The sequence below is a fragment of the Cellulophaga sp. 3_MG-2023 genome, from assembly GCF_030546975.1.
GTDB lineage: Bacteria > Bacteroidota > Bacteroidia > Flavobacteriales > Flavobacteriaceae > Cellulophaga.
In genome coordinates this window covers 861198-886917 of the sequence record NZ_JAUOPS010000001.1, presented here as the reverse complement: position 1 = coordinate 886917, position 25720 = coordinate 861198, and the positions used below count along the sequence as shown (strand labels likewise).

Genomic DNA, 25720 nt, shown 5'->3' with positions numbered 1-25720 from the left:
AAAATAAAGAAGAAATTATGTTACAACACGTAAAACAGCAATAGTTTTAAAGATAAGAAGAACTAAATAGACTTAAGGCGTATTTAAGCTATCTTTAAGAGTTTTGTACTGTATATTAATTTTTTTAACTCCGTATTCTATCGCTTTTTCTACATCTACGCCCATATAAATGTCTATGCGGTTGCGCCATTTAGAGTGCATTTTATCTTTAACTAAAAATATACCACTAAAACCTTCTAATTTAACTTTGGTATCTCTTTTTAATCCCAATTGCAGTAAATCTTTAGAAACGGCTATGTATTTATCGCCAGGAGAAAGACTGTCTCCCCAAGCAGCAATAGTTGGTTGCAAAGATGTTTGGTAAGCTAAAGAATTATATGCTGTGGCTTTAACACTTAGAGTTTTCCAAACATACGGATACTCTTTCTTATTTAAATTTGTTTTGGAACAAGAAGAGACTATTATGCAGCATAAAATAAAAGCAAGTTTCTTAATCATTAAACTAAATATACTATAAATTTTATAAAAGAGGTATAACTACTTTAGGTTGATAAAAAAGTAAACCCACAACAAAAGCTGTGGGTTTACTAAGTGTAATAAAAATACCGTTTTTAAAAAGTTACGGAAACTTTGGCTTTTAAAAAGAAAGGAGTACCAGGTGTAAAGTGAATTTCATCTACAGGGCTATCCTCATTAAACAATCTTGTTTCTGTGGCAAACTGACTCTCATTCCACTCTGTGTCAAACAAGTTCTCTATAATAATTCCGTAGCTCCAGTTTTTAGTATTGTAGCTTAGGTTAAAATCTGATAAAAAGTAACCATCTGCAACAATAGAGTTGTCTTCATTGGCAGGTCTGTCTTTTACATACCTGTAATTTAGTCCGCCAGAAAACTTACCAACATTTTTAAAAGTTAAACCACCAGCAGCAGTTAATGAAGGTGCTAATGGTATGTAATCTTCACCATCTGCTTCTTCTGTGCTTCTGGCGTAGGCATAATTAGCGTCACTATAAAAATACAGGTTAGGAGTTATATTATATCTAAAACCTAAGTCTACACCATAACGTTGTGTTTTACCACTAGGTTCTACAACACCAGCATCACCAACATATACAAACTCTTGTTCTAGGAATAAGCTCCATAGAGCAGCGTTAATAACTAGTTTTGATGATGGTTTAAGAATTACACCCAAATCATTACCGTAAGCAGCAGGTAATATTTCTTTACCATTGTTAGCTGTAACCACACGCGTGTCGTTAGAATGAAAACCAATACCAGATTTTAAAAATAACTGTACGCTAGGAGAAGCAGCATAAATAAAATTTAACTTAGGACTAACAAAAACCTTGTCTTCACTTAAACTAGTATAAGCTGTTTGTAGCTTGTCTATATAATCGTTTTTAAAATAATCTAAACGTAGGCCAGGATTAATTGTCCACTTATTTTTCTTGTAGGTAGCGTTTAAAAAGCTATACATATTTACTTCATCAATATCACCTAAAGCGTACGTTTCTAAAGTGGTTTGTCTGTTTGCTGTGTGTGATAGTTCTACATCATTAACATCATCATACCTAAAGCCAGCACCAGCTTCTAACTTTAATTGCGAATTGTCTTTATCAAAATGAAAATGATGAGCATAAACAGATTCGGCTCCAAAAATACTACGAGACTCTTTTTGTTTTATTTGATCTCCGTTAACAGGATCATCTAAAAAGAAAGTAAAATTAGAAAACAGCTCAAAATCGTACTTAGATACAAACGCCTTAGAGGTAAGAGATTCGTGCTCGTTAAATTGTTTGGTATGATTAAACCATAGGTTAGATCTACTAGTTTTACCACCTTCAGTATCGTCTATTGCACCAAACCTGCCAATTAAACCTTGGTCTACTGCACGTTGTGGTATTTGACCAGAAGCATCCCATTTACTTTGAAAATGACTAGCCGTAATAGTAAACTCTTGATCTTTGTAATTATTAAAGTTATAGCGCCCCATTAAGTTTATTCTATTAAAATTCTGAGGAGAATCAAAAACACCATCTGTAAGTACAAGCTCAGATGCTAAATACATATTACTTTGTTCTTCATCTAATAACTTAAGCATACTTACAGCACGTAAGCTATTAAATTGTCCGGCTTCTACAGAAAGTAAGTTTTTGTCTAACTTCTTTTTAGTTTTTAGGTTTACAAACCCAGCAGTGTTAAAATTACCTACGTTGGCATAGTAAGGACCTTTGCCAAAATCTATATTATCTACCGTTTCTGGTATAATAAAGTGCATATCTGCATATCCTTGTCCGTGTGCATGAGACACCATATTTACAGGTAAACCATCTACGCTTATGGCAACATCTGTACCATGATCAATATCAAAACCACGTAAAAATATTTGTTCTGCTTTACCGCCACCAGCGTGCTGACCAATAATTAGCCCAGGAACTTTACGTAAAATTTCTTGTGAAGACTTTACTGGGTTGGTTTTAACATCTACATTTAAAAACGTACTAAGGGAGTTTACTTTAGATACTAAAACCACTTGATCTAAAGAGACAGCGCTTTCTGTTAAGTTTACTTTTATAGTTGTGTTTAAATGTTCTTCAGTAATTGTAATTTGTTTTGTAGCATACCCAAGGTTGTAAAAGAAAACAACATCGTTTAAAGAGACATCATTTAACTTAAAAAAACCAGAGGTGTTAGAGTAGGTGTAATTACCAGTTGTTTGGTTGTACACACTAACACCCTGTATAGGTGTATTGTTGTTAGACATTACAGTACCTTTTAGTTCGTGTGCTTGTATACTGCCAATGGTTGCCAAGAGCAGTAGTATTGTTATAATATATTTCATTTATTGTAGTTTGTTGTAAGCGGTATCCTGTATAGAACTATAACACAGTTTTACACTTAGATACCAGAATTGCAAACGCATAGTATAGCCATAGGTTTGTTAAAACCTATAGTAGCTGGCGTTTCTTATATAAATAATTGTTTTTCTGCTTTATATAAGCAGTATTAAGCTAGTGCGCTTTTAGGAGGTTTTTCTACAATTGCTATATAGCCTTTTGCAGTTTTATTTGTACTAGTGTATATATAGTTAATGGTTAGTGTAGTGTTATTTTTAATGTTGTATGCATATGTGTCTGCAATATGCTTGTCTATTTTAATTTCTTGTACAAGACTATCATTAGAGTCGTTTTCTGGTGCGCCAAACAGGTCATTAAAAAAGGTTATAATTTGATGCTCATGATGTATGGCGTGAGAGTGACTATGTGCTTTTGTTGAGGTATGGCTGTGCGAGTGTGTTGTAACTGTATTTTGTGCTTCTATTGCGTGAGAAATAGCGTGTAAACCATCTTTAATTTGGTGTTGCAACGGATGTAGCACGTACAACAAGCTAATGCTTATTGCTATAATTTGTACTAAAAGTTGCTTAATATTTGCCATTTTTTGCTTTAAAACACTATGTTATTGTTCTGTATTTAAGTGTTATTTTTGCAGCTACCAAAGCTATAAAAACTTATGCACTCTTGCCATACTAACGAGATAATTTGAGGTAGGGTTTTAAAAAAAGTAAAAAAAATATAAGTTTTTATTTTTGGTATATGTAAAAGTGTTTAAAATTTAGCTAGTTATGGCAAAAAAAGGAAGAGAAAAAAATACATTAAATAAGGCAAAGCACACAAAGCTAATGGCCAGAAAAATTAATAAAAAGAAAAAAGAAGAGGCACTGCGTAAAGAACGCCTTAAAGCTATTATTAAAAAAGCACAACAAGAGAAAGAAAGTTAGGGAATACTGAGTAAAACGCATTAAGTCTTATGTTGTGGCATTGTTTATTTAAAAACAATGTAATATTATAATAGCCTAAAGCTTATTGCTAAAGGCTAGTTTTAGACACTATAAATAAATTATATTTTTGCAACAGCAGCTTCTGCACATCTTTCGCCATCCATAGCTGCAGAAATTATACCACCTGCATAACCACCACCTTCTCCGCAAGGGAACAAGCCCTTTATCTCTGGGTGTTCTAATTTTTCTGTTCTTGGAATATTAACAGGAGATGAGGTTCTAGATTCTACACCAATTATATTAGCTTCAGAGGTGTAATAGCCGTTCATTTTATCTCCAAATGCTTTAAATCCGCCTCTTAAGCGACTGCCAATTAGTTTTGGAAATAGAGAGTGCATAGGAGCAGACTTTAATCCTGGTTGGTATGATGTTTCATTTAGTGTTGTAGATAATTTTCCTTCTACAAAATCTGTTAATCGCTGTGCAGGTGCAACCTGGCTTCTTCCACCAGCGGTAAAAGCAAGTTTTTCTAAATCTTTTTGATATTCTAGCCCTTTTAAAACACCAAATTTATTGTATTTGGGAATATCTTCATCAACATTAATTTCTACAACAATACCAGAGTTTGCATATAAATTATTTCGTTTAGATGGCGACATACCATTTACCACAACCTCTCCCGGAGCTGTTGCTGCAGGTACTATAAATCCGCCAGGGCACATACAAAAAGAGTATACACCTCTGCCTTTTACCTGTTCTACAAGGCTATATGCAGCAGCAGGCAATAACTCATCTCTTTGTCCGCTGCAATGGTATTGTATGCTGTCTATTATGTGTTGTGGGTGTTCTACACGTACACCCATTGCAAAAGATTTTGCTTGTAGTGCAATTTCTTTTTTATGTAGTAAATAGTAAATATCTCTGGCTGAGTGCCCTGTAGCAAGAATTACACTATTTACAGGCATTTCATCACCATTTTCTAAGATAATGGCTTTTAAAGTATTGTTTTGTATATCAAAATCTACCACTTTAGTATCAAAATGTACTTCGCCACCATATTTTATAATGTTTTCTCTAATATTTTGTACAAGTTTAGGTAGTTTGTTGGTACCTATATGTGGGTGTGCATCTACCAAAATTTGGTCTGTTGCTCCGTGATACACTAGATTTTCAAAAATTCTACGTACATCACCACGCTTAAGACTACGAGTGTATAGTTTACCGTCAGAGTATGTGCCGGCACCACCTTCTCCAAAGCAATAGTTAGAGTCTTCATTTACAATGTGCTCTTGGTTAATGGCTTTTAAATCTCTTCGTCTGTCTTGTACATTTTTACCACGCTCTAAAACAATAGGTTTGTAACCTAGCTCTATACAACGTAGTGCGGCATACATACCTGCAGGACCAAAACCAATAATATGAACTTCTTTGGCGTTAGAAACATCTTTATAGTCAAATGTATAATTACTGCTTTCTGGAGCAGGTTCTTTTATGTAAACAGATACTTTATAATTAAAGTAAATGGTAGGCTTACGTGCATCTATAGACTTACGATCTACTTTTACGGCCGTAATTTCTGATGTTGGAATGCCTAAATATTTTGCAGCTTTTTTAGTTAGAATCCCTTTTATAGGTTCTTCTTTTAATGTTGTTCTAAGCTGAATGTTTCTTACCATACCGCAAAAGTACCATTTTAAAAGAATTTCTCTTTTTTTGTTTTTGAATTATTTTAGGTTGATGATGTAATTCCGTTTTCAATTTATAATAATTGCTATTTTTGTAAACTTAGTATTGTTAAAATAGTTGTTTTTAGATTCGTAGTTTTTTTGAGAAAACCAATTTATATGTCTAAAATCATATATTTTAAATTATATGTTATATAGCATATAATTGTGTTTATATGTTAAATAGCATATATTTGATGAAAAATAAAAAATGATAGCAGTTATAACAGGTGATATTATTAATTCTAGGACAGAGGATGTAGCTGTTTGGTTGCCAGTACTTAAGTCAGAATTACAAAAAATAGGTACAGACCCTAATGATTGGGAAATATACAGAGGAGACAGTTTTCAATTAAAAACAACACCAAAGTTGGCGTTAAAAGTAGCTTTTAAACTAAAAACGGCACTAAAGCAGTTTAAAACATTAGATGTTAGAATGGCAATAGGGATAGGAGAAGAGAGCTATATTGCAGATAAGGTTACAGAAGCAAATGGTAGTGCTTATGTAAATTCTGGCGAGTGTTTTGAAGAGTTAAAAAAGCAAACTTTAGCAATTAAAACTCCTTGGAAAGATTTTAATGTAGTTTTAAATTTAGTGTTAGATGTGTTAGAGCTGACTGTTAATAATTGGACGCCAAATTACGCGCTTTTAATAAAAGAAAGCTTAGAGGATACAACTGTAACACAAAAAGAGTTGGCAGAAAAACTAGATAAAAAACAAAGTAACATAAGTACTAGTTTAAAAAAAGCTGGCTTTGATGAGATTTTAAAAATATTAGATTACTATAACACACAAATAGAAAAACTATGTTAGTATTTACCTTAAAGTTGCTTTTAGCTCATATTTTAGGCGATTTTGTGTTGCAACCCAATAGTTGGATAAAAGACAAGCAAGAAAAGAAACAAAAATCTGTATACCTTTATTTGCACATACTTGTACATTTAATTGCTTTACTTGTAATTTTTGAGTTTAACTTAACCTACTTTTTAGGAATAGGAACAATTATAATTACTCATTATTTAATAGACTTAGCAAAACTTATATTACAGAATGATGCCAATGCAAGAGTGTTATTTTTTTTAGATCAAGCATTGCACTTGGTAATATTAGTATTGGTAGCTACTACTTATACAGATTATAGTTTAGACCTTACTTATTTAACTACTCCTAATGTAATTTTATTTTTAATAGCTATTTTTTTGCTTACAAATGTGTCTTCTATTTTAATGAAAGTTATAATTTCTAAATGGAAATTAGAGGACGATACTAAAAAATCACTAAAAAATGCAGGTGCTTACATAGGTGTGTTAGAGCGCTTGTTTATTTTTATGTTTATTGTTTTGGGGCAATGGAGTGGAATAGGGTTTTTACTAACAGCTAAATCTGTTTTTAGGTTTGGAGATTTATCTAAAGCAAATGATCGTAAGTTAACAGAATACATATTAATAGGAACTTTAATAAGCTTTGGGTTGGCTATTTTAATAGCTTTGGGATATAATTATATAATAGAACAATTACCTAAATAGTATTGTTATGAAGTTAGAGAACGAAAAAACATCGCCTTCTAAAATGCAAAAAATGTTACATTTAAATTATGATAGGGATGATGATATTTGGCTAACTAATACTCAGACTTTACGTAAATTAATAGGTGTTTTAGGCATTATATTACCTGTGCTATTATTTGGTTTTTTATGGCTTACAACAGAGCATCCAAGCACATTAGAATCTATTAGTCATTATTACTATACACGTGCAAACCCTATTTTTATTATAGTTGTAAGTATTATGGCTATATTTTTAATGGTATATAAAGGCAGAGAGCCTATAGATTTTTATGTCTCTTTTATAGCAGGGCTTTTTGCAATTTTATTACTACTGTTTCCTACAGATAATATAGCGGTTACGTGTTGTGATGCAGATGCAGCATATAGTGTAACATATATAGAAGATAGTGTTTGGCGTGTACGTTTTCATTACATAGCAGCAGCTATATTTTTGCTAAGTCTTAACTATATGTCGCTCTTTATTTTTACAAGATCTAACAAACCAAAGGCAGAACGCACTAAAGAGAAAAAGCAGCGCAATACAATTTATAAAATAAGCGGAATATTAATGTTGTCTGCATTAACTGTAATAGTGCTAGGTTTATTAAAAGTAATACCAGAAGATGTGTATTACCAAAACCACATTACTTTTTGGATGGAGACCGTTGCTATAGAGTGTTTTGGAATAGCTTGGTTAGTAAAAGGAGAAACTATTTTTACTGATTAAAAGTATAAAACCCCTGAAAAAATCAACAATTTCAAGGGTCTTATGGTAAAATATGGACAATCTACATAAATAGCCTAGACTATTTAAATTTTAGCATAAGCAAATAGCATAAGTAGGTTTTTGTATGTTTTTGCTTTGCTTGTGTGCTTTTAAGCACAATCTAACTGTCTTAGCCTGTCCAATGCTTCAGACTTAGAATTTACATTAAGTTTTAAGTATATGTTTTGAATATGAAAGTTTACTGCACTTGCAGTAACAAATAATTTTTCTGCTATTGTTTTGTACGTAGCTCCTTCAAACAATAAATCTATAATTTCGTTTTCTCTTTTAGAAAACTCACTAAAAGATTTACGCTGAAACATAGATATTACTTGCTTAGCAATATCATTACTAAGTGCAGCGCCATCAACTTTAATAGAGTTTAAGGCATCATAAAGCCTCATTTCTGTAAGTGGTTTGGTTAGGTAACCATTTGCTCCGTTTTTAAAAGCTTTTTTAATTAGCGTAAAATCATTTTGTTCACTAACAATTATAATTTTAGCATTTATTGCTTTCTTTTTAAATTTAATAAGTACGTCTATACCACCTAATTCTTCTTCAGGAATATCTGTAATAATAATATCTGGTGATACAGTTGTAGAAGATCTTAAAGCTTCTTTTGCAGAACCATATATACCAATTAGGTTATAGTCTGAGTATAACTCAAAATAGTGCTTGTACGTTTTTTTAAACAGTGGATCGTTATCTATTACAATAACATTTAAATTTTTAGTTTGCATAAGTTGGGGGTTTTTGCATACTTAAAAGCATGCAGGTTAAGTTTATAAGTGAAATTTGGGGTAGTATTTATTTTAAAATAGGCCATAGAAATCCATTCTTAACTATTTTTTACAATAATTAAGTACTATTTAATAGATAAATATTATACTTAAAATTAAAAGGGTAGGGGTTACTCTTTTTTTTTAATTTTAGCTACAATACTATATAAATAATAGTTTTCTAGACAGTCAAAAAAAAATTAAATACTGAGATTAAAATACCGTTTACAGCGTAGGTGATCATTTTTTTGTAGGGGTAAAAATGACTGCTGATTGCAGTTTTTGTAGGCTTGTTTTTGGTTACTTTTTAAAGTGTAAAAAAGTGTCATATAATTTGGGTTTTTCGGGGGTTAAAGAAACCTTTTTACAAGCTTCTAAATTTAATTTTTAGAGTAGATAAATATTATATTTTAATTGATTTAAGCTTTTTCCTAACGTTCATTTTTATAGAAAAAGCTTTATTTATTAAATAGGTTCTATACTATTTATCTGTATCTCTATACTAAAGATATGACTTTTGCGTTATCTGGCAAAATTTAAAAGTAAGTAAAATCGTATTTAAAAATACTTAAACTGCATTTCAACGTCACTTTTGTGCTTTTGAGCGTTTATCAGGAAAGGGCTAATCGATAAAGTGTTAAAAAATTAACAGCTTATTTAGAATAATTCTAAAGTATGTTTATTAGATGAAATACACTTTTTTGTAAAAAAAAATAGTCCAAAAGACAAGTATAAGAACGTTATATACTTTGTCTTTTAGGACTACCCGCAACCCCCGATGCGTAATTTTCACTTATAAAATAACCCAATTTTTCCTCTTGGGAGAGGCAACTTATATTGTATTAATCTTCATATATATTTGAAGCTGTAGCAGTTGAAGCAGAATATGTAGGTTTGTCTACCTTTAATATCCATTTTTCATCCTGGTATTTACCGTTTAGGTTAGATGCGTATGCATCTTCAGCATCTTGCATATAACTGTAGTCTGCTAAGTATACATAGTAAAGATCATTTTCTTTATTATAAAATTGCTTAGCATCTATATTTTCTTTTTTAAGTTTAGCCATAAAAGCATCTAAGTACTTTTTTGTTTTATACACATTTGCAATAACGTAGAAGCCAGACTTAACACCATCCATATCTGATTGGTTTACTACTTTTAAAGGAATCTTCTTAAATTTTTTGTTCTCTGTTGTTGCAGCAACTTTTTTATCTGCATCTAACTTATAAGTAACCTTTTTAGTTGTTGTAGCTGCTACAGCGCTGTTAGGTACTGTGTTTACTTCTTGTGCTGTAGTTTGTAGGTTTTGTTTAATATCGTTTCTTAAAATACGTACTATAGACTCAAACTTTTTTTCTAAATCTCTGCTTCTAGCATTTTCAATAGAATCTTGTCTTAAAATAAGTTCATCTAAAATTAATCTGTTTTCATAAGCTAAAGAGTTTACGTCTGTTTGTACAGTTGTTTGCTCTGTAACAGCTCTAGATTTAGAAGCTCTTTTATTTTTACGGTTGTCTTTTTTCTTTTTGCTATTTAATGTAACACTTTGCGACTCAAAGTTTTTTACAATTGAATTAAACTTATCTTGTACTTTGTTTTTTGGAGTATTTGTAGTGCTAGCGTATGTGTTTATGTTGCTATTGTTAGTAGTGTTACTTTTAGGAGTATTGTCTTGCTCTCTTTTTAAGCTATTTTGCTTTGTTATTAATGCTAATATTTCATTTTCTCTTTTTTTGCTAGAAATAGCCATTCTGGTAGCATCTTTACCGCTTTCTAATGCTACAATTCTTTCTTTATCTCTTTTTTGATCTTCCATAAGAGCTAAAATTTGCTCTTCATAATTTCTTATAATATTGTCTACTTTACGGTCTTGTGATTCTTGCTTATCATTAGTAGCAAATGCAGGACCGTTGTTTTTAAATGTATATGCTAAAGACAACTCATGGTTCCACCCTAAATCTGTTTCGTTGTTCATTATATCTTTTTCTAGCAAATAACCTAAAGACATTTTATTGTTTAAGTTAAATCCTAACCCCATAGATACTCCGTGTTCGTTGTCTATTGTAGATTGTAACCATCCGTACTTAGGTAAATCTAATAACATAGAACCTATATAAGATATATTTCCGTTTTCGTTTTTACCCACTTGTACAAGAGGCATAAACCTTGCTTCTGCAAATAAACCTCTAGTAGCATTAAATGGTTGTGTGTATTGTAAAGATGCCTTTACACTTTTATCATTAAAGTTAGTAGAAAAAGCATTTGTTGTTTGGTTATATCTTACTAAATCTTTAGCGTAAATACCAACATCAAATCTACCAACAGATAGTGTAATAGCAGGTTGTATAGCCAATTTACTCTCTTTTTTAGCATCTATTAACTGTAAATCGTTATTGTCTGCTACAATTCTGTTTTTATCTAATCCCTCGTTAAAATAAGTAACATTAGCGCCAAATGTAAGCATACTCTTTTCACCTAGTTGTACAGCAGTTGCATAATTTGCATTAAAGCCAAACTCTTGTACAACACCAGCCCACTGACTGTAAATACCAATACCAAAAGCGGCATTGTCGTTAATTTTACTACTAAAACCTACAAAATAGTTTTGTACGTTATCATCAAAAGTTGCGTACTGGTTTCTATGCAAAATGTTTAAGTAAGATTTATTTTCTCTTACCAATGAAAAGGTAGGATTTATTAAAAATCTATTAAAAAACATTTGATTGTGGTACGAATTGCTTGAACTATTTTCTGAAACAGTAGCTTCTTGTGCAGTTACTGTTTGTAAGCCTAATACAATACATATTAAAGCTAGTAAATAGATTTTGTTAGATGATGAAACTTGACTTTTCATAGTAGTAAAAATTACGGTTATTTTTGGGGTGAAAGTGATAAGTACTTTTTTTTACTTAAGTACTGTAAAAGAATTATAAACTAAGGGGGTGGTTTATAATACTTGGTTCTTAATCTTCAAAAACAGATGTTGAATAGTTTATTGATGATTCATCATTAACAGCCTCTAAAGAGTTAAAATCTCTTTTGTTACTGTTGGTATAAGTAAAGGCTACTTTTTCTACATTACCTTGTCCTCGGTTAGACATTACATAGCCCATTCCGTTTTTAGATCTTAAGTCTAAAGAAAAATCATCCTTGTCGCTGTTAATTTTACTACCTAAGTTTGCAGCAATACCAACTTTACGTTGTCCAACTTCTACCATATATATATCTAGTCCGCCATATCCTTTATGTCCGTTAGATGCAAAAAATAAAGAGTTTCCGTTTACTACTTTAGGATACAAGTCGTTTTTTTCTGTGTTTACTTTTTTTCCTAAGTTTTTAGCAACTCCAAATTCTCCTTTTGAGTTAATAGAAGCTACATATATATCAAACTTACCAAAAGTACCAGGCATATTAGAAGCAAAAAATAAACGTTTACCATCTTCAGAAACAGTAGGGTGCATTGCAGAGTAGTTTTTAGGTGCTAAAGCAATTTCTTTTACGTTTTTCCATTTTCCGTTAACATTTTCAGCTCTATATATTTTATGAACTATTTCTTTTTTAGAAAAAATTCCGGTAGCTGGCTTCACATAAACACCTTTACTAAAGTAAGCTGTTTTACCATCTGCAGTTACTGCAACTGGTGTTTTGTATGCGTTGTGTTTATCTTTAATTTCTTCTAAGTAATTATTTTGCTGAGATACTGTTTCTAAAGAAGAATTACCTCTTGGGTTAAAACTATACTCGCCATATTTACCAGCATAAGTAGTATTGTTTTTTTGCTTTGTAGTTTTATAATCACTAGCAACAGCTTTCATCCAATCTTTATTGTCACTAGCATTGTCTGTAGTGCTTACACCAACTTTTTTAAGTGCAAATTGGTAACGTTCTTGGTAGCTATTGTTAAGCATTTTATCTTTGCTAACATCTTTTAGTTTCTTGTACCAAAAAATAGCTGTTTTGTATTTTTTTACTAAAAAGTTAGCGTTACCAAGATCTTCGTAAATCTCTTTGTCTGCGTAACCTAAGTTTTTAAGTTGTTTGTAGTTGTCAATTCTTTTTTGAACTTCTACGGTTGTAGTTTTTGAAGAGTTATGAGCAACTGATTTTTGTGCTGATAACGAATAGCAAAAGAAAGTAGATATACATACTATTGCTGCTTTGTGGGTTATTAAATTTTTCATAAGATAAGGGGTTATATTATTCTTACATCAAAGATCTAGAATTAACCCGTTACTTATACTAGTAAATATTCATAGGTTTTTGTAAAAAAGGCTCATTTCATCGATTAAAATCATTTTTTATATGCTGAAATGCACTTTTTAAAGCTTTTCGACTAGTTTTCCACATATAATTTCAAACTCAGCCTTTAACTGATTTTCATCAATAGGTTTACGAATTATGTGCATTGGGTTTGTTTTATTTGCTCTTTCTATTGTAGATGCATCAGAGTTACCAGTTATAAAAACAAATGGTATTTGATAATCTTTATTTATTACCTCTGCAACTTCAATACCGTCTTTATCTCCGCTTAATCCTATATCTAATAATATAATGTCTGGTGAAAAAAAGCGTAAGGCAGACATAGCCTCGTTACTATTACTTGCTGTTCTAACAATATTATTGTCTATACCTTCTATAATGCTCTCTATAAACATTTGGATAATCATATTATCCTCTACTATGAGTACTTTTAATGCCATAATTTATGATGTTTGTTCTATTTCTTGAAATGTGATGATGTAATTTGTTCCTTTTTTAGAGTTGTCTTTTTCTATGTTACCTCTAAGTTGTAGGGCTAGCTTGTGTATAAGTTTTAAACCCAGTGATTTTGTGTTTCTAAAATTTATACTTTTTGGAAATCCTTTTCCGTTATCTCCTATTAATAGTAAAAAATTTGGGTACACCAGTTTTTTTACTTCAATACTTAAAGTACCCTCTTCTGTATTTGTAAAGCCGTACTTTAATGAATTTGTAATTATCTCGTTAATCATTAAACCTAATGGTACAGAGGTATCAATATTTAAAAATAAATCTGTTGCTTTAACGTCTAATTTTATGTTTGTGTTATTGCCTTTCATAGAAATTAGCATTGTGTTTGCTAATTGGCTCATATACTCACCATAATTAATTCTACTTAAGTCATTAGAACGGTATAACATTTCATGAATAATAGCCATTGAGTTTATTCTATATTGGCTATACCTAAATAAAGCTCTAGTTTCTTCGTCTTTAATAAAGCTAGACTGCAGGCTTAATAAGCTAGTTATAACCTGTAAATTATTTTTTACTCTATGGTGTATTTCTTTTAAAAGTGTATCTCTTTCTGATAATCTAGACTCTACTGTATGGTTTAATTGAGATATATTTTCGTTTTTAATGTATAGGCTATATACAATAATTAAAAAAATGAGCAATCCTAAGTTAAGTAAAGTAGCATTCTTATAGGTCTCAAACTCAAACAGAGCAATTTTTTCTTTGGTGTTATTGGTTTTGTGTGTTGTATATATGGTCCAATTGTGGTTGCCCTCTAAGCTTAATTGTTTTGTAAAAAATAAATTATTACCATTTTCATCTTTTTTATTAAAGTCTACGTCATCTTTTTTATATAATTTTTTACTGTCTCCATAGAATATTTCACCTTTTGCATTTAAAATGGTTAGATTATAATTATCTAAGTTTTTAAACCAGTTTTTTGCATTTAAGTTTAAACCAACAATTCCTTGTAATTTTTTATTAGCATATACTGGTGTAAAAAATCGTATAGTTGGCCTGTATGGTTTTTCAATTTGTTTTTTTTCTACATTAAGATCTAAATGAGAAACATAAACTTCGTTTTTATGTAACTGTATAGCTTCTTTAAAGTAATACCTGTTAGATTTATCTTGAAATTTTTCAGATGAAGTTAAAGAGTCTATATCTACACGTATAACTTCTATACCTTTAGTGTTAATTAATCTAGCCTGAAAATAATTTGAGTCTACATCAATAAAACTTTTTAATTTTTTTTCAATTTCTAAGATAGATACGTTATTTTCTAAATCTAATTTTACTAATTGACTAATAAATAATACGTTTTTTCTACTAATATTATATAATTCATTTAGTTTTGATTCTGATTCTACTAGCTTGTTGGTAGATTTAATACTCTCTACCAAAACTATATTTTTTGTGTACGACTGTACTTGATTATATGAAACGTTCCATATAATCACAGAAATTATCAAGAATAGTACTACAGATATGAGTATGAGTTTTTTGCCCATAGTATAGGTGGAAAAAAGGGGGTTAAAGGTTTGTAACTTTTAAATGGTACTATAAAGCTACAAAATACTTCTTGTTTATGTAGTATTTTTAACACCTAAAATTTCAACTATTTTGTTACAATAGTATAGAAAGCAGGCATTTAATTATAGACTGTATCTTTTTATGTATGGTTGGTAAATACTAATTTGTTCTTTTTTCACCTAAATGTTAAAGACTTCTTAATTAGTTATTTGATATTTGTATTGTTTATGTTTTTATGAACTTTTATATTTATTATTTATCTGTAAGTTTGCTTATTTATTACAGATTATTCTTTTAATAATATAGTCTTATCTTACATAAAATGTAGTTATGTATTGTATTATAGAATAGCTTAATCCTTTTGTTTTAAATTAATTAAATTAATTAAATTATGTAGTATTTATTTTTATTTCTTTATAAGAAATTACTTACCTTTGAATTCCCCAAGCATTTTACAAACTTAATTATTTACGATATGAAGAAAATTGTACTCAAATTCTACTTTATTGCTAAAAACAAGTTTTTGGCTTGTAACTCTTTCTATAATAACTATTTAAAATTTAGTCATTCTTTATTAGGCTGTACAGCTTAAAGTTTTGTTTTATAAAAAACATATAGTGTGTAATTATACAATATAGCTGCTTTTTAGATTATAGTTAATACTCTAACAGGTTATATTATTAGTTGTAGCTGTGCTTTTTTTATGAAAACAGACTTTTGCTTTTACATAAAAATATAATAAATCTTATGACTACTTACTAAAGTTTTTTAAACAAAAAAGTATAGACATTAGAAAGTTCCTTGTGCGTAAATTTTATAATTTATCTTCAAGGGCAATAGGACTGGTATGTCTATTCTTATCTGTTAAAAACAAAGTCAAAATCTTTTATTTAGGTCATAAGTAATTTATTATCAATTAATTAATTCTTAATTTAATTTTACTACTATGAAATTATTAAAACCTTTTTTATTAGTTACATGCTTGTTTGTAAGCGTGTTTTTAAAGGCTCAAACTCCAGACGGAGAACTAAAACGATGGCACAAATTATCGTTAACATTTAATGGGCCAAGTACAACAGAGACCTCTAATCCAAATCCATTTTCAGATTACAGGTTAGACGTTACATTTACACACATAAGCAGTAGCAGAAGTTATACTGTGCCTGGTTATTTTGCAGCTTGTGGTGATGCAGAAAACACAGGTTGTAGCTCTGGTAATAAATGGAGAGTAAATTTTGCTCCGGATGATATTGGAGCTTGGAACTGGACAGCTGTTTTTAAGTCAGGATCAAATGTAGCTATTAATGGTGGTGGCTCTAATGCAGGATTTATGAATGGTGCAACCGGAACCTTTAACATTGCAGAATCTGATAAATCTGGTAAAGATTTTAGAAGAAAAAACCTAGGTAGGCTACAGTATGTGGGAGAACACTATTTAAAACATACTGGTACTAACCCTAATAAACCAAATGGTCCTTGGTTTTTAAAAGTAGGCGCAGATTCTCCAGAAAATAGGTTTCACTACGTAGATTTTGATGGTACACCTGGTAACACAGCAGGTGGTAACAAAAGTAAAACTTGGCAAGCACATACTAGAGATTATGTAGCTACAGATGCTAGTGCTTATACCTGGAACGGTGGTAAAGGAAAAGGTTTGCTAGGTTCTATTAATTACTTATCTGGTCAGGGAGCAAATGTGATATCTTTTTTAACATGGGCAGCTGGTGGTGATGATGGAGCTGTTTTTCCTCATATACTAAAAGTTTCATCAAGCGATTATTCTAGTACGGGTAAATCTGGACAATGGAATAAATTACATAAAGATAGGTTTGATGTATCTAAACTTGCCCAGTGGGAGAAAGTGATGGAATACGCTGATAAAAAAGGAATGTATCTGCATTTTAAAACAATGGAAACAGAGAATTGTGAAAAAATGGATGGTCACACTTTTGGTAGAGAAAGAAAACTGTATTACCGCGAGTTAATTGCTAGATTTGGTCACCATTTGGCATTAAACTGGAACTTATCTGAAGAAACGACACTTAAAGATGAAGTTGTAAAATCTACAGTTAATTACATAAAAAATCTAGATCCGTATAAGCACCATATTGTATTACACACATATCCAGGACAACAAGACCAAAGATACAATCCGTTAATTGGTAACAAATCTAACCTTACAGGTGTATCTGTACAAACAAGTCAAAATAACGTACATAAAGATATACGTAGATGGGTAATAAACTCAAGAAATGCTGGTAGAAAATGGGTGGTAGCAAATGATGAGCAAGGTAGTGCAACACAAGGTATTATGGTGTCTGACAAGCAGGTTAGAGAAAAAGTGCTTTGGGCAACATTTTTAGCTGGTGGTGCTGGTGTAGAGTATTACAGTGGTTACACTAGTGATGATGGAGATCTTAATGGTCAAGATCATAGAAAAAGAGGAGCTAAATATAAAGAAGGAAGCTATGCTCTTAACTTTTTTAATGAAAACCTTTTATCTGGTATAACAAAAATGGTTTCTGATGATGGTATTACTGCAGATAGTAAAGATTATGTTTTTGCTGAAGAAGGAAAAACATATGCTATTTACAGACCAAACGGAGGAAGCACATCTTTAAGCTTACCTAGTGGTAACAATAAATATAATGTGCAATGGTTTAACCCTAGAGCAGGAGGTAATTTAACAGCTAAAACTACTTTGGGTTCTAATTTAGTAGCTCCAGATAATAATGACTGGGTTGCTTTAGTTACAAGTAAAAATGACGACGGTAATGCAGGTGGTTGTACTAATAACCTAGCAGCAACACTAGCTCAAGATGCTTATTTGCAAGGAACAACAAGGTTTAATAACGGCGATTTAAGAGTTGAGAGTGGTAAAAGACTGGCTTACTTACAATTTACCGTACCAGCAACAACTAAAACGGTTACAAGTGCAAAACTAGAGTTAACAGTTTCTAGTGATGGTGGTAATGGCTTAATAGAGGTTTTTAAAGGTAGTGCAAACAGTTGGTCAGAGGCTAACTTGTCTAATTCTAACAAACCATCAGAAGGTGTTAAATTAGGATCATTAAATACCAATTACAGTGTTGGTAATACATACACTTGGAACCTATCTAACGTAACACCAGGACAAACTATTTCTTTAATTGTAAAGCAAACTGGTGGTAATGATGTTTCTTTTTCTTCAAAAGAAGGAGTGGCTTCTCCAAGACTTATTTTAAATATTGAGTGTGATGAAGTTAGTAGTGCAGTTGATACTTCTATTTCTTTACCAGGAGTTTTAGAAGCAGAAAGTTTTACAGATCAATTAGGTATTGAAGTAGAAAACACATCTGATGTTGGTGGAGGAAAAAACATTGGATATGTAGAAAGTGGTGATTTTACCAGCTACAAAGTAAGTGTAGCAGAAGCAGGTGTTTATAAAGTGCAGGCTAAAGTAGCAACAAAAACTACAGGAGGTAAAATTAAGATTAATGCAGATGGTACCAGTGTTGGTGAACTAACAGTTGCAAACACAGGAGGCTGGCAAACTTGGCAAACGGTAAGCACAACTGTTAATTTAGAAGCAGGTGAGCAAACACTTCAATTAAATTTTACAGGTGGTTCTGGTTATTTATTTAATGTAAATAAGCTAATTTTTGAAGAAGATGTTATTACTGTAGAGCCTGGCAATGATTGTGTTGCTGTAGAAAAAAATGGAGTAGTAGCAGTAGAAGCAGAACATTTTCATAGTCAGTCTAAAGATGGTGATAGAAAATGGTATACTTTTAATGAAACTACAACAGGTACTCCAACTCCAGATCCAGATGCAAACCACTATAACGGAGCAAGTGGTAATGGGTATTTAGAAATTTTACCAGATACAAGGGTAACTCACAGTGATCCTCTTAATGCTCAGAGTTTCTCTAATCAACCAGGAAAAATAGCAATAGTAGATTACAAAGTTAAGTTTACTAGTCCAGGAAAGTATTTTGTATGGGTAAGAGCTCATTCTACAGGATCTGAAGATAATGGTGTACACGTTGGTATTAATGGTACTTGGCCAGCTTCAGGACAAAAAATGCAATGGTGTTCTGGTAAACAACAATGGACTTGGGAAAGCAAACAACGTACAAATGCAAATCATTGTGGAGAACCACAAAAAATATTTATTGATGTACCAAGTGCAGGAGTGCATACAATTTCTTTTTCAATGAGAGAGGATGGGTTTGAGATGGATAAGTTTGTGCTTTCTAAGACGTATACTAAACCTGTTGGGTCTGGACCAGAAGAAGTTTTAGAGGGCTGTTCTAGTTCTAGTTCTAGAAGTGCTGCTGTTACTTTAAAAGTTATGAGTAGTGAGGTTAAAGTTTTTCCTAACCCTGCACAAGATTATATAACTGTTTCTGGTGTTACTACTGGAGAACAAATTATTGTATATGATTTTACAGGCAATGTAGTACTTAAAAAAGTAGCTAGTACTACAGCTGAAACCTTAGATGTATCAACCTTAAAATCGGGTAAATATATAATTAAAACTCAAGGAGAAAAAGGCATTCATTTTTTAAAAAAATAATTAACCTATAGCTATTTGGGAGTATATCCCAAATAGCTTTTTTAAAAATTAAAAATTATGAAAACTTCTCTTTTTAAACAAGTTTGTAATGTTGTTAGCTGCTTAGTTTTTTTATTATTAATAGGTCAAAAAGTAAGTGCTCAATTAAAAGTAGGTGATCCAGGAGTAACGTTTGATGCTAGTAAGTATGATAACCGTTACCCTCAAATGAAAGAATGGCAAAAAGCCGGTGTTAGAGGTGGTATTCCGTTTTTAAAAGATGTAAAAATTGTAAAAACACTTACAAACGGAGCAAATAGTGACGCTATTAATAGTGCTATAAATGATGCATCTAAACAAAGTGGGTTAGTAGCAGTTTTACTTAAAAATGGAACTTATACTATTAATAAGCGAATTAAAATGAAATCTAATGTCTCTTTAATAGGAGAAAGCAGAGATAATGTAAAGTGTATTATAAAAATGAACAGTGGTGATGCTTTTAGTTTTTATAAGGTTCGTAAAAGTGGTATTTACACACTAACTATACAAGGTAGTTGGGGAAAACCAAAATACGACTGGAACTATAGTTTGGATGCTAATGATGAGCTAAAAAGTAACAATAATATCTCTGTTAAATTTAATGACTCTGAAGATTGTTGGTTAGATAAAGTTAACATTTTAAATTCTGCTAGAGATCCTGTTAGAGTACCAGCAAATCATATAACGTTAAGAGATTTAAATGTTGATGGTGCGCATAAAAAAGCAGGTGGCGCACAAGGATATTTTTTTATTCAAGGTGCATATAACTTAATTACGGGTTGTAAGGTTACACATTTAAGACATATTTCTTTACAAGGAGGTAATGTAGAGTACAATGTGGTTTATGATAATGATTTTAGACAAGAGGTAAGTTTCCATAGCGGAGATAAAGGCAATAATTTAATAGAGAATAATAAAATTACTTTGCCTTTTGATATGCCAAATTCTAAAGCAGATACACCTAATGCGGTTTATAATAATAGTAATGAACCTAACTATTATGCTATTATGGGACCTTGGTCTAGTCAGCATCAAAACTCAGAAAAGCCTAATTTTATTTTTAAAAATAACTGTTTAGAAAAAAACCATAATAATGCTAAGCCTTGGTCTAATCCTAGTTTATTATATAAGGGACCTAGACAAGTAAAGCCATCTAATCCTGCTACTAATTTCCCTGCATTATCTGCAAGTTTAACACCTAAGGGAGGTACATTGTATCCTATAATTTTGAGTAAAAATACAGGAGGCTCTAATGCTTGTAATAGTACAGTAACGGTTGCTGGGGCTAATGATGCATACTTACAGCAATCAGCTAAATATAATACTAATGAGTTAAGAGTAGAGGGCAATGAACGAGTTAGTTACTTGCAGTTTAAAATACCTGCTAATTCTGCATCTATTGTAAATGCTAAGTTGCAATTAACTGTGTCTACAGATAGTGGTAGTGGCCGTATTGATGTTTTAAAAGGTAAATCTAATAGTTGGACAGAAGATAATTTGTCTACAACAAACAAACCTTTACAAGGTGCTAAATTAGGTACATTAACAACTACTTATGCAAAGGGTGAAACTTATAGTTGGACACTAACGGAATTACAACCAGGAGAAACTTTAACCTTAGTTGTAAAACAAGTTAGTGGTAACGATGTTTCTTTTTGGTCTAAAGAAGGTGTAAAACCACCAAAATTAGAGCTAAAGTTAAGTTGTAATTCAGCTGCTTCTAAAAGAATACTAAGTTTAAAGGCAAAAGAACTTACATCTTCTATAAAAGTATATCCTAATCCTGCGCAAAATTATGTAACAGTTTCTAATATAAAATCAGGTCAGGAGCTTATTATATATGATTTTTCAGGAAATGTAGTATTTAAAAAAGTAGCTAATAGTTCTGCAGAAACCTTAGATACTTCTGGTTTAAAACAAGGAAAATATATAATTTCAATTCAAGGAAAAAAAGGCATTCAATTTATAAAAAAATAATAATCAAAAGCCGCTTAGCTATTATAGTTAAGCGGCTTTTTAATACTCTTACTATGATATTAAATAAACAAAAAATAAAAGCATATTTGTTCTGTGCTTTTCTATTATTAAGCGCACTATCTGTAGTTGCACAAAAAAACTATTACGTTAGTGCTTCTGGTAACGATGCTAACAACGGAACATCTGAAGCATCTGCATGGAAAACAATAAATAAAGTAAATAACTCAAAAAACAATATTAACGCAGGTGATATTATCAATTTTAATAAAGGAGACGTTTTTTATGGTTCTTTGGATTTGAAAGGAAAAAAAGGATCATCTGGTAAATCTATTGTGTTAAAGGCGTATGGTTCTGGCGCAAAACCAGTAATTAGAGCAACAAAAAGGGTTAATAACTGGACACGCCACAGTGGTAATATCTGGAAAACAAACCTAGGTAAGGTAAATAATGGTAGAATTGCGTCTCTGTTTTTAAACAACCAAGCACAGCAAATAGGTAGGGAGCCAAATGTTAGTGCAGCTAATGGTGGTTACAGAACAATAAAATCTCACGCAGGAAATAATAAATCTATTTCAGAAGCATCAAGTTTACCATATGCATCAAATAGGTTTAAAGGCGGTGAAATTACTATTAGAACTACAGACGATAATGTAAAGGTAGAAACAGTTACATCTCACGGAGGTACAACGGTAAATTTTAGTTTATCTGATCCTAGTGCAGGTTTTGAAAACAATTTGGAAAACAATTTTGGATACTTTTTTCAGAATCACGTTAACACATTAGACAAAAACGGAGAATGGGCACACGATACCAATGCTGGTGTTTTGTATTTGTATAGCAATGGTAACCCTAACAATTTAAATGTAGAAATACCATCAGGGGAAGAGGCTTTAGCTTTAAATAATACCAATTATATTAAAATTCAGGATTTAAGAGTAGAAGGAGGTTTAAGTCAGACTTTATCTATTAGCGGTGCATCTAACTTAACTATTACAAACTGTAATTTTTACAATGGTAATAACTACTTGTCTTTAGGATATACACTAACAAATATTACAGCAACTAACAATACGTTTGAGGAGAGTAATAATATAGCTTTACGTTGGGAAGGTGTTAGTGGTTTAACCTTTAAAAATAACACAATAAAAAATATAGGTATGCGCTCTGGTATGGGAGCACGTAGTTTTATTGGGTATACAGGAGCTAGATTTGTAAGCAGATCTGGATCATCTGTAAATATTATAGAAAAAAATGTATTACAAAATATTGGATACCATGCAATGCTTTTTGCTGGCGGAAACTTAAAGATTAGATATAATGATATAAGTAACTTTTGCTATACCAAAGATGATGGTGGTGGTATATATTCTGTAGGTAATAAAAACGGAAATAACAGTATTTATAACAATATGGTACATGATTCTCCTGGTGCCATTAGAGGTATACCTGCCGGAAGAGGTGTTAAAACAGCTGGTATTTACATAGATAATGACTCTCAAAACCAGTTAATTTATGAAAATACGGTATACAACATTGTAGGCTGGGGGTTAATGGCAAACCTGTCTAGTAAAAATACAATTAAAGACAATACGGTTTATAATTGTGATAATGGGTTAGTACTATCTACCTATAATAATAGTTTTGGTGCTGGTGGTAGTGTAGCAAAATCAACAAATAATACAGTTACTAATAATATATTGTTTTGTAAAAAACCAAACCAGTTTTCTGCAAGGTATACCAACCAAATTACAGATGCTGGTTTTAATACTTTTTTAGGAGATGTAAATAGTAATTATTATTGTATGCCCTTTAATGGAAGTAAACAAATTAGTATAAGAGCTGGCAGACAAAATACAGAGTATAACTTAAATGAATTTAAATCAAAATATCCTAATTACGAGAAAAAAGGAAAGAGTGCTCCGGTTACTTTTGCAGCAACAGCAAATCCAAATACTTTTATAAAATTTGTAGTAAATACAACAGGTGTGGCAAAATCTGTAAGTTTAGGATCTACAGATTATGTAGATGCAAAGCATAATAATTACACAGGAAATATAACTGTAGCTCCTTATTCTGCTATTGTATTGTTAAAAGGAAAAGCAGATGCAGGTTCGCCAGTAACCTCTCAGTTAATAGATAATGGAATGTATACTATAGAGTCTGTAACTTCTAACCAAAGATTATTGTCTAGAGCCTTAGAGACATTTAACGCTAAAATGGTAAATCCGGGTAATTATGATGATCAAAAATGGATTTTTACGCATTTAGGTGATAATGTATATACTATAAAAAACAAAGCAAACAATAGATTTTTAGAAGTGCCTTATGCTAAATGTGAAAACGGAATTCAAGTAGCAACTTATACAAGTGCTGCTGGCAAACATCAACAATGGAAAGTTATAGAAAACGGAACTAATGTATACGGCTTATTGCCTAACCACTGCCAAACACAAGGTTTAGACCGTAATAACGGAACACTTAATACCAATGCAATAACTTATACTTATGAAAAAGGAAATGGCAACCAAAAATGGAAAATAGTACCAACAACAGCTAGTTTAAGAAGCAGTGAAGCTGTTTTAACAGTATATCCTAATCCTGCAAGTGAATTAATAAAAGTAGCAGGAGTAAAAGTAGGAGATAAGCTTGTAGTTAGGAATATGAATGGTGTTGTTGTAAAAGAGATGAATGCAACAGCAGAAGAAGCAGTTATTATTTTAGATAATTTAAAAACTGGAATGTATATTATTTCTATACCAGGAACAGAAAGTAAACAGTTTTATAAACAGTAATACTTTAAAAATTAGTAAAATGCCACCTGAATGTAACATTTGGGTGGTTTTTTAATTTGCTTTTACTCTGCTTACTCTTTAAGGCACGAGCGTGACGCTCGCGCTAGCGGGGTTTTCTAAATTTCCTCAAAAATGTGGAGAGTTTTAGAACTATCTAGAATGTACAGTTTACCCTCTTTAATTTGTGGCGCTTCTTCAAAGTAAATACCAGGTTTACATTTAGTAGTCCAAAGTATTTCTTTTGTGTTTCTATCTATAACCCCTGCAACCATTGGAAATTTACCTAAAACATTTGCTCCCGAAAAAGTAATATAATTATCACATAACCTACTGTACTTAAAATACCACTCTTTTTCTCCTAAATTATTATAATCCTTTATAAGTTGCGATTTCTTTTGATTTAAATCTAACTCGAATAAATAATTTAGGACTAATAAATAAGCTTTGCTCTCTACTTCTGAAAGGAGCCATTTAATACTATTCCGCTTTTTTGATTCAATAATTGGGTTTAATGATACTTCTTCAATAAAATCATCTATCCTCCAAAGCTCTTTCCCTTTCTCTAAGTCAAACGAAACAATTCTAAACCTTCCTATGGATACCAAAAGCTCATTTTTCCATTGACCTATAATCTGAAATACTTCTCCATCAAACTTTTCTCCTTCTAAGTTAGACCATTGTTGATTGGTAATATCTATGGAGTAAAATTTAATAGTATCGGAAACAAGGAAAACATTAATTTTATTAGCTGTGGCAACTTCAAGAGATACAAACAAGTTCTCCGCAGTATAGTGACCTCCTGTGTTAAATTCTTTTTCAAAAATTACTTCTAGCTTTTTATTTAAAAATTGTATGTGTTTTTTTCTTTCTTTTTTATAAAGAGTAATCAAATAATCTCCTATATGACTAACCGAATCAAATTCTTTTCTAAATATTTCTTTTCCATTATTCCAAAAAGAAGATTTTTTTTTATTTACATTTGAAAAAACTAAATAGTTATTCCAATAAAAGGGAATACCAAAAACTTCTTTATCAATTTTTGCTGAACTATCTTTAGTAAGAATAGTAATTTTATTATCTGAAGTCTTTTGAAAAAAAAGTTCTTCAGCTTCTAAATTATAGCTATCTATTTTATCTCTCTTTTCTAGAAGTCTGTACATTATTTTACTTTTATGAAACCCCCGCTAGCGCAAGCATCTTGCTTGTGCCGTTAAACAAACAAAAAGTGTTACTTATTTTTACTAAAGTCCCTTATTATTTTATAAATATAATAGCTGCTTAAAACAAGTAAAGTTCCTTTACCTAAAAATACACCAAATTTGTTGTTGTGTAGGTATCTTAATATTGCTTCTAACAAACCGGCTCTCCAACTAGAAGGAAATTCCTCCATAGGAGTCCAAAAGTCATAAATATAGTAGAGAAACTCTAAACAGAGTATAGAAAATAAGTTATGTAACAGCTCTTGTGTTTTTTCTGAGAGTTTCATTATA

18 protein-coding genes are annotated in these 25720 nt (G+C 31.2%); 7 read left to right on the top strand and 11 right to left on the bottom strand.

The window, feature by feature from the left end; translation table 11 throughout:
* Positions 1 to 72 precede the first annotated feature (72 nt).
* From Q4487_RS03665 to Q4487_RS03655, 3 genes are all read right to left on the bottom strand, one after another.
* Positions 73 to 498: a 3D domain-containing protein gene (locus Q4487_RS03665; protein WP_303541658.1), complete on the bottom strand. Its 426-nt coding sequence runs from the start codon at positions 496 to 498 to the stop codon at positions 73 to 75.
* A gap of 113 nt (positions 499 to 611) precedes the next feature.
* A complete protein-coding gene (locus Q4487_RS03660; RefSeq protein WP_303541660.1) occupies positions 612 to 2843 on the bottom strand; it encodes a TonB-dependent receptor plug domain-containing protein in 2232 nt (743 codons plus the stop codon).
* A gap of 164 nt (positions 2844 to 3007) precedes the next feature.
* A complete protein-coding gene (locus Q4487_RS03655) occupies positions 3008 to 3439 on the bottom strand; it encodes a hypothetical protein (RefSeq protein ID WP_303541661.1) in 432 nt (143 codons plus the stop codon).
* Between the two features lie 187 nt (positions 3440 to 3626).
* Here Q4487_RS03655 and Q4487_RS03650 point away from each other — a divergent pair, with 187 nt between their 5' ends.
* Entirely contained in the window at positions 3627 to 3782 is a 156-nt protein-coding gene (locus tag Q4487_RS03650) for a hypothetical protein (RefSeq protein WP_198519433.1), read from the top strand.
* Between the two features lie 119 nt (positions 3783 to 3901).
* On the opposite strand, the gene Q4487_RS03645 is transcribed toward Q4487_RS03650, so the two are convergent.
* The gene (locus Q4487_RS03645) at positions 3902 to 5458 is read right to left on the bottom strand and encodes an NAD(P)/FAD-dependent oxidoreductase (protein ID WP_303541664.1); all 1557 of its coding nucleotides are present in this window, start codon (positions 5456 to 5458) and stop codon (positions 3902 to 3904) included.
* Between the two features lie 259 nt (positions 5459 to 5717).
* Here Q4487_RS03645 and Q4487_RS03640 point away from each other — a divergent pair, with 259 nt between their 5' ends.
* Genes Q4487_RS03640 through Q4487_RS03630 form a run of 3 tightly spaced genes read left to right on the top strand, consistent with a single transcriptional unit; the run spans position 5718 to position 7781 of the window.
* On the top strand, positions 5718 to 6320 hold the full coding sequence (locus tag Q4487_RS03640) for a SatD family protein (protein ID WP_303541665.1): 603 nt from the start codon (positions 5718 to 5720) through the stop codon (positions 6318 to 6320).
* A complete protein-coding gene (locus Q4487_RS03635; protein ID WP_303541667.1) occupies positions 6314 to 7033 on the top strand; it encodes a DUF3307 domain-containing protein in 720 nt (239 codons plus the stop codon). The genes Q4487_RS03640 and Q4487_RS03635 overlap by 7 nt, the downstream gene beginning before the upstream one ends.
* 7 nt (positions 7034 to 7040) lie before the next feature.
* A complete protein-coding gene (locus Q4487_RS03630; RefSeq protein ID WP_303541670.1) occupies positions 7041 to 7781 on the top strand; it encodes a hypothetical protein in 741 nt (246 codons plus the stop codon).
* 149 nt (positions 7782 to 7930) lie between these two features.
* Here the strand turns inward: Q4487_RS03630 and Q4487_RS03625 are convergent, their stop codons facing one another.
* From Q4487_RS03625 to Q4487_RS03605, 5 genes are all read right to left on the bottom strand, one after another.
* Positions 7931 to 8560, bottom strand: a complete 630-nt coding sequence (locus Q4487_RS03625; protein WP_100895775.1) for a response regulator transcription factor — start codon at positions 8558 to 8560, stop codon at positions 7931 to 7933.
* An 881-nt stretch (positions 8561 to 9441) separates the two neighbouring features.
* Entirely contained in the window at positions 9442 to 11454 is a 2013-nt protein-coding gene (locus Q4487_RS03620) for a type IX secretion system membrane protein PorP/SprF (RefSeq protein ID WP_303541672.1), read from the bottom strand.
* Between the two features lie 109 nt (positions 11455 to 11563).
* Positions 11564 to 12781: a cell envelope biogenesis protein OmpA gene (locus Q4487_RS03615; protein WP_303541674.1), complete on the bottom strand. Its 1218-nt coding sequence runs from the start codon at positions 12779 to 12781 to the stop codon at positions 11564 to 11566.
* Positions 12782 to 12919: 138 nt separating this feature from the next.
* Positions 12920 to 13300, bottom strand: coding sequence for a response regulator (locus tag Q4487_RS03610; protein ID WP_100895778.1), 381 nt, complete (start codon positions 13298 to 13300; stop codon positions 12920 to 12922).
* Positions 13301 to 13303: 3 nt separating this feature from the next.
* The gene (locus Q4487_RS03605; protein ID WP_303541678.1) at positions 13304 to 14755 is read right to left on the bottom strand and encodes a sensor histidine kinase; all 1452 of its coding nucleotides are present in this window, start codon (positions 14753 to 14755) and stop codon (positions 13304 to 13306) included.
* A gap of 1076 nt (positions 14756 to 15831) precedes the next feature.
* Between Q4487_RS03605 and Q4487_RS03600 the strand changes: the two genes are divergently transcribed.
* Genes Q4487_RS03600 through Q4487_RS03590 form a run of 3 tightly spaced genes read left to right on the top strand, consistent with a single transcriptional unit; the run spans position 15832 to position 24230 of the window.
* Positions 15832 to 19443: a carbohydrate-binding protein gene (locus Q4487_RS03600; protein ID WP_303541680.1), complete on the top strand. Its 3612-nt coding sequence runs from the start codon at positions 15832 to 15834 to the stop codon at positions 19441 to 19443.
* A gap of 57 nt (positions 19444 to 19500) precedes the next feature.
* Positions 19501 to 21438 (top strand): T9SS type A sorting domain-containing protein, encoded by a 1938-nt coding sequence (locus Q4487_RS03595; RefSeq protein WP_303541682.1) that lies wholly within the window; start codon positions 19501 to 19503, stop codon positions 21436 to 21438.
* A gap of 53 nt (positions 21439 to 21491) precedes the next feature.
* Entirely contained in the window at positions 21492 to 24230 is a 2739-nt protein-coding gene (locus Q4487_RS03590; RefSeq protein ID WP_303541684.1) for a right-handed parallel beta-helix repeat-containing protein, read from the top strand.
* A gap of 116 nt (positions 24231 to 24346) precedes the next feature.
* On the opposite strand, the gene Q4487_RS03585 is transcribed toward Q4487_RS03590, so the two are convergent.
* A complete protein-coding gene (locus Q4487_RS03585) occupies positions 24347 to 25390 on the bottom strand; it encodes a hypothetical protein (protein ID WP_303541685.1) in 1044 nt (347 codons plus the stop codon).
* Positions 25391 to 25458: 68 nt separating this feature from the next.
* Entirely contained in the window at positions 25459 to 25716 is a 258-nt protein-coding gene (locus Q4487_RS03580) for a hypothetical protein (protein ID WP_303541687.1), read from the bottom strand.
* Positions 25717 to 25720: the final 4 nt, after the last annotated feature.